2 protein-coding genes, 1 tRNA gene and 3 rRNA genes are annotated in these 6930 nt (G+C 52.1%); all 6 read right to left on the bottom strand.

Annotated features, from left to right (window positions below):
* On the bottom strand, nt 1-635 hold a 635-nt coding region (metA, locus tag ACIREE_RS42435), incomplete at its 3' end, for a homoserine O-succinyltransferase (protein WP_404164923.1).
* Nucleotides 636-836: 201 nt separating this feature from the next.
* Nucleotides 837-952 (bottom strand): 5S ribosomal RNA (rrf, locus tag ACIREE_RS42430).
* Nucleotides 953-1051: 99 nt separating this feature from the next.
* Nucleotides 1052-3959, bottom strand: a 23S ribosomal RNA gene (locus ACIREE_RS42425).
* 234 nt (nt 3960-4193) lie between these two features.
* A tRNA-Glu gene (locus tag ACIREE_RS42420) sits at nt 4194-4269 on the bottom strand.
* A gap of 206 nt (nt 4270-4475) precedes the next feature.
* Nucleotides 4476-6017, bottom strand: a 16S ribosomal RNA gene (locus tag ACIREE_RS42415).
* The 16S, 23S and 5S rRNA genes sit together here with 1 tRNA gene alongside, the layout of an rRNA operon.
* Before the next feature lie 392 nt (nt 6018-6409).
* The gene (gene gmhB / locus ACIREE_RS42410; RefSeq protein ID WP_404164921.1) at nt 6410-6928 is read right to left on the bottom strand and encodes a D-glycero-beta-D-manno-heptose 1,7-bisphosphate 7-phosphatase; all 519 of its coding nucleotides are present in this window, start codon (nt 6926-6928) and stop codon (nt 6410-6412) included.
* Nucleotides 6929-6930: the final 2 nt, after the last annotated feature.

Raw genomic sequence — 6930 nt, 5'->3', positions numbered from 1 at the left:
GCCAAGATGTCCAGGTCGGTATATTGGCGAATCACCTCGGTCGGGAAATCGGCATAGCGCGAATGCGGCGCCAGGAAGCTTTCGTCGAAGCCGCGCGTCAGCAACGCATGCTGCTGCAGCGTTTGGTGCGGATAAACCCCGGAGAGCTTCACTTCACGCGTCATCTTGGGAATGCCGTACAGAATATTCAACGCCGCCTGTACCGCCCAGCACACGAACAGCGTGGAGGTAACATGGTTTTTGGCCCAGTCAATGACCCGTTCGATCTGCGGCCAGTAGGCAACATCGCAGAAATCGACCAGCCCCAGCGGCGCGCCAGTGACGATCAAACCATCGAAGTTCTCATTCTGAATATCCTCGAAGTCGCAGTAGAAGTTATTCAGATGCTCGGCCGGCGTATTCTTCGATTCGCGGCTGTCGATGCGCAGCAGCTGGATATCAATCTGCAGCGGCGAGTTGGAAAGCAGGCGCAGAAACTGGTTTTCCGTTTCGATCTTCTTTGGCATCAGGTTAAGGATCAGCACTTTCAGCGGCCTGATTTCCTGTGTTTTTGCCCGCGAGGATGTCATCACGAAGACATTCTCACCACGCAAGAAATTGACCGCAGGTAACTCATCAGGAACACGAATCGGCATTGCTTAACCCTCACACATCCATTTATACGTTTAGACTTCTAGATGCCCGAAGATAGCGTTTTTTTCCGTCGCTGTCGAGCATTCAGCGGAAAGGTGAAAATGTTTCATTGCGCGAACTGCGTCAGGATCTTTGGCAGGGAGGATGAGAGGTACTGAAAGCAAAAAGGCCATCCTTTCGGATGGCCTCTTGGCTTATTTGATGCCTGGCAGTGTCCTACTCTCGCATGGGGAGACCCCACACTACCATCGGCGCTACGGCGTTTCACTTCTGAGTTCGGCATGGGGTCAGGTGGGACCACCGCGCTATTGCCGCCAGGCAAATTCTGTTTCATTCCAACCGCCTCACTCCCGTGAAGCCATCAGAACCAATCTCGGAACGTCGCTGAAAATCTCTCTAAAAACACCTTCGGTGTTGTAAGGTTAAGCCTCACGGATCATTAGTACTGGTTAGCTCAATGCATCGCTGCACTTACACACCCAGCCTATCAACGTCTTAGTCTTAAACGTTCCTTCAGGGGCCTTAAAGGCCCAGGGAAGACTCATCTTGAGGCAAGTTTCGCGCTTAGATGCTTTCAGCGCTTATCTTTTCCGCACTTAGCTACCGGGCAATGCCATTGGCATGACAACCCGAACACCAGTGGTGCGTTCACTCCGGTCCTCTCGTACTAGGAGCAACCCCTCTCAATCTTCCAACGCCCACGGCAGATAGGGACCGAACTGTCTCACGACGTTCTAAACCCAGCTCGCGTACCACTTTAAATGGCGAACAGCCATACCCTTGGGACCTACTTCAGCCCCAGGATGTGATGAGCCGACATCGAGGTGCCAAACACCGCCGTCGATATGAACTCTTGGGCGGTATCAGCCTGTTATCCCCGGAGTACCTTTTATCCGTTGAGCGATGGCCCTTCCATTCAGAACCACCGGATCACTAAGACCTACTTTCGTACCTGCTCGAGCCGTCACTCTCGCAGTCAAGCTAGCTTATGCCTTTGCACTAACCTCACGATGTCCGACCGTGATTAGCTAACCTTCGTGCTCCTCCGTTACTCTTTGGGAGGAGACCGCCCCAGTCAAACTACCCACCAGACACTGTCCTCACCCCAGATTATGGGGCCGAGTTAGAACATCAAACATTAAAGGGTGGTATTTCAAGGATGGCTCCACGCAGACTGGCGTCCACGCTTCAAAGCCTCCCACCTATCCTACACATCAAGGCTCAATGTTCAGTGTCAAGCTATAGTAAAGGTTCACGGGGTCTTTCCGTCTTGCCGCGGGTACACTGCATCTTCACAGCGAGTTCAATTTCACTGAGTCTCGGGTGGAGACAGCCTGGCCATCATTACGCCATTCGTGCAGGTCGGAACTTACCCGACAAGGAATTTCGCTACCTTAGGACCGTTATAGTTACGGCCGCCGTTTACTGGGGCTTCGATCAAGAGCTTCGCCTTGCGGCTGACCCCATCAATTAACCTTCCAGCACCGGGCAGGCGTCACACCGTATACGTCCACTTTCGTGTTTGCACAGTGCTGTGTTTTTATTAAACAGTTGCAGCCAGCTGGTATCTTCGACTGGCTTCAGCTCCATCCGCAAGGGACTTCACCTACATGCCAGCGTGCCTTCTCCCGAAGTTACGGCACCATTTTGCCTAGTTCCTTCACCCGAGTTCTCTCAAGCGCCTTGGTATTCTCTACCTGACCACCTGTGTCGGTTTGGGGTACGATTTAATGTTACCTGATGCTTAGAGGATTTTCCTGGAAGCAGGGCATCAACTACTTCTGCACCGTAGTGCATCGTCATCACGCCTCAGGGTTAGTATGCAACCGGATTTACCAGGTCACACCCCCTACACGCTTAAACCGGGACAACCGTCGCCCGGCTAGCCTAGCCTTCTCCGTCCCCCCTTCGCAGTAACACCAAGTACAGGAATATTAACCTGTTTCCCATCGACTACGCTTTTCAGCCTCGCCTTAGGGGTCGACTCACCCTGCCCCGATTAACGTTGGACAGGAACCCTTGGTCTTCCGGCGAGCGGGCTTTTCACCCGCTTTATCGTTACTTATGTCAGCATTCGCACTTCTGATACCTCCAGCAACCCTCACAGGCCACCTTCAACGGCTTACAGAACGCTCCCCTACCCAACAACGCCTAAGCGTCGCTGCCGCAGCTTCGGTGCATGGTTTAGCCCCGTTACATCTTCCGCGCAGGCCGACTCGACCAGTGAGCTATTACGCTTTCTTTAAATGATGGCTGCTTCTAAGCCAACATCCTGGCTGTCTATGCCTTCCCACATCGTTTCCCACTTAACCATGACTTTGGGACCTTAGCTGGCGGTCTGGGTTGTTTCCCTCTTCACGACGGACGTTAGCACCCGCCGTGTGTCTCCCGTGATAACATTCTTCGGTATTCGGAGTTTGCATCGGTTTGGTAAGCCGGGATGGCCCCCTAGCCGAAACAGTGCTCTACCCCCGAAGATGAGTTCACGAGGCGCTACCTAAATAGCTTTCGGGGAGAACCAGCTATCTCCCGGTTTGATTGGCCTTTCACCCCCAGCCACAAGTCATCCGCTAATTTTTCAACATTAGTCGGTTCGGTCCTCCAGTTAGTGTTACCCAACCTTCAACCTGCCCATGGCTAGATCACCGGGTTTCGGGTCTATACCTTGCAACTAATCGCCCAGTTAAGACTCGGTTTCCCTACGGCTCCCCTATACGGTTAACCTTGCTACAAAATATAAGTCGCTGACCCATTATACAAAAGGTACGCAGTCACACCACGAAGGTGCTCCCACTGCTTGTACGTACACGGTTTCAGGTTCTATTTCACTCCCCTCGCCGGGGTTCTTTTCGCCTTTCCCTCACGGTACTGGTTCACTATCGGTCAGTCAGGAGTATTTAGCCTTGGAGGATGGTCCCCCCATATTCAGACAGGATGTCACGTGTCCCGCCCTACTCATCGAACTCACGACCTGTGCATTTTAGTGTACGGGGCTATCACCCTTTGCTGCGCGACTTTCCAGACGCTTCCACTAACACACAAGCCGATTCAGGTTCTGGGCTCCTCCCCGTTCGCTCGCCGCTACTGGGGGAATCTCGGTTGATTTCTTTTCCTCGGGGTACTTAGATGTTTCAGTTCCCCCGGTTCGCCTCATGCCACTATGTATTCATGACATGATAGTGTGTCGAAACACACTGGGTTTCCCCATTCGGGTATCGCCGGTTATAACGGTTCATATCACCTTACCGACGCTTTTCGCAGATTAGCACGCCCTTCATCGCCTCTGACTGCCTAGGCATCCACCGTATACGCTTAGTCACTTAACCTCACAACCCGAAGATGTTTCCATCGTTCGTGCTGCAAACATTTGAGAGACTCTATGACAGGTTACTCTTTATCCCAATACGTCTACGGAGGGATAAATTTCAGCCGTCATGTTTCAATTTTCAGCTTGTTCCAGATTGTTAAAGAGCAATATCTTAAACATGACTCGCAAGTCATCTTTAAGATTTTTTCGGTTATCGCTAACCGGTGATAATGTCTTTCACTCATTATCGGAATGGCGTCCCCAAGGGGATTCGAACCCCTGTTACAGCCGTGAAAGGGCAGTGTCCTAGGCCTCTAGACGATGGGGACACGAAATTGGCTTATCGAATCACCGATTCGATAATTTCGGGTAAAGGTGAGATTTTTCGTGAAAAATCGAGCGCCATTGTCGTTTGTCACTGCACTGGACAGTCACAAATCTCCCGGCACTTACCTATACCACAAGGTTTTGTTTGCTCATTACTTTTTCATCAGACAATCTGTGTGAGCACGCCACTCGAATCAATATCTTTAGGTAAGGAGGTGATCCAACCGCAGGTTCCCCTACGGTTACCTTGTTACGACTTCACCCCAGTCATGAATCACAAAGTGGTAAGCGCCCTCCCGAAGGTTAAGCTACCTACTTCTTTTGCAACCCACTCCCATGGTGTGACGGGCGGTGTGTACAAGGCCCGGGAACGTATTCACCGTAGCATTCTGATCTACGATTACTAGCGATTCCGACTTCATGGAGTCGAGTTGCAGACTCCAATCCGGACTACGACATACTTTATGAGGTCCGCTTGCTCTCGCGAGGTCGCTTCTCTTTGTATATGCCATTGTAGCACGTGTGTAGCCCTACTCGTAAGGGCCATGATGACTTGACGTCATCCCCACCTTCCTCCAGTTTATCACTGGCAGTCTCCTTTGAGTTCCCGGCCGAACCGCTGGCAACAAAGGATAAGGGTTGCGCTCGTTGCGGGACTTAACCCAACATTTCACAACACGAGCTGACGACAGCCATGCAGCACCTGTCTCAGAGTTCCCGAAGGCACCAAAGCATCTCTGCTAAGTTCTCTGGATGTCAAGAGTAGGTAAGGTTCTTCGCGTTGCATCGAATTAAACCACATGCTCCACCGCTTGTGCGGGCCCCCGTCAATTCATTTGAGTTTTAACCTTGCGGCCGTACTCCCCAGGCGGTCGATTTAACGCGTTAGCTCCGGAAGCCACGCCTCAAGGGCACAACCTCCAAATCGACATCGTTTACAGCGTGGACTACCAGGGTATCTAATCCTGTTTGCTCCCCACGCTTTCGCACCTGAGCGTCAGTCTTCGTCCAGGGGGCCGCCTTCGCCACCGGTATTCCTCCAGATCTCTACGCATTTCACCGCTACACCTGGAATTCTACCCCCCTCTACGAGACTCTAGCTTGCCAGTTTCAAATGCAGTTCCCAGGTTGAGCCCGGGGATTTCACATCTGACTTAACAAACCGCCTGCGTGCGCTTTACGCCCAGTAATTCCGATTAACGCTTGCACCCTCCGTATTACCGCGGCTGCTGGCACGGAGTTAGCCGGTGCTTCTTCTGCGAGTAACGTCAATTGATGAACGTATTAAGTTCACCACCTTCCTCCTCGCTGAAAGTGCTTTACAACCCGAAGGCCTTCTTCACACACGCGGCATGGCTGCATCAGGCTTGCGCCCATTGTGCAATATTCCCCACTGCTGCCTCCCGTAGGAGTCTGGACCGTGTCTCAGTTCCAGTGTGGCTGGTCATCCTCTCAGACCAGCTAGGGATCGTCGCCTAGGTGAGCCATTACCCCACCTACTAGCTAATCCCATCTGGGCACATCTGATGGCAAGAGGCCCGAAGGTCCCCCTCTTTGGTCTTGCGACGTTATGCGGTATTAGCTACCGTTTCCAGTAGTTATCCCCCTCCATCAGGCAGTTTCCCAGACATTACTCACCCGTCCGCCGCTCGTCACCCAGGGAGCAAGCTCCCCTGTGCTACCGCTCGACTTGCATGTGTTAAGCCTGCCGCCAGCGTTCAATCTGAGCCATGATCAAACTCTTCAATTAAAAGCTTGATTTGCTTCCACTCGAGAAGCGATGCTCAAAGATTTACTGCATGAATTTTACTTCAGTTAGTCACTCTTCAAGACTTGATATTTTTTTGCATCCGAAGATGCTGGATATCGTCTTGTGGAGTGCCCACACAGATTGTCTGATAAATTGTTAAAGAGCAGTGAGTTAGGCGCTTTCGCTTGCTAACTCGAGGTGGCGTATATTACGCTTTCCTCTTTCAGAGTCAACCCTAATTTCAGGATTTTTTCTCTGCGACCCCCGGATACTCTGTGAAGTTGTTCACATGTTCCGTGTCGATGGAGGCGCATTATAGGGAGCCGGTTCAGAATGACAAGCGTTAATATGCATTTTTTATCTGACCGCTCACTATTCATTCGTAACGCCTATTAAACCCGCTTTTTGATGGCTGCAGGCAGGTCCGCCAGGCTATTAAGCACCCAATCGGCCAGCTTTTCGCCCTGCTCCGTCACCGGCTTGCCGGTACGCACCAGCACCTTGGTGCCGACGCCGGCCGCGATCGCCGCCTGCATGTCTTCCGGTTTATCCCCCACCATATAAGAAGCGGCCATATCGATGTTCAATTCCTGCTGCGCTTGCAACAGCATGCCCGGCTGCGGTTTACGGCAGTCGCACACCTGACGATACTCCTCTACTGCCGCCTCCGGATGATGCGGGCAGAAATAGATGCCGTCGAAGTCGACATCGCGATCGGCCAGCGACCAGTCCATCCACTCGGTCAGGTACATAAACTGGTCTTCGCTGAACTTGCCGCGCGCAATGCCGGACTGGTTGGTCACCATCACCAACGCGAAGCCCATCTTTTTAAGTTCGCGACAGGCGTCAATCACGCCGTCAATAAAGTGGAAATTGTCGATTTCATGGACATAACCATGGTCAACATTAATCG

The sequence above is a fragment of the Streptomyces sp. NPDC102467 genome (assembly GCF_044765445.1).
Classification (GTDB): domain Bacteria; phylum Actinomycetota; class Actinomycetes; order Streptomycetales; family Streptomycetaceae; genus Streptomyces.
The sequence above is the reverse complement of the archived record's forward strand: the minus strand, read 5'-3'. Positions and strand labels throughout refer to the sequence as shown.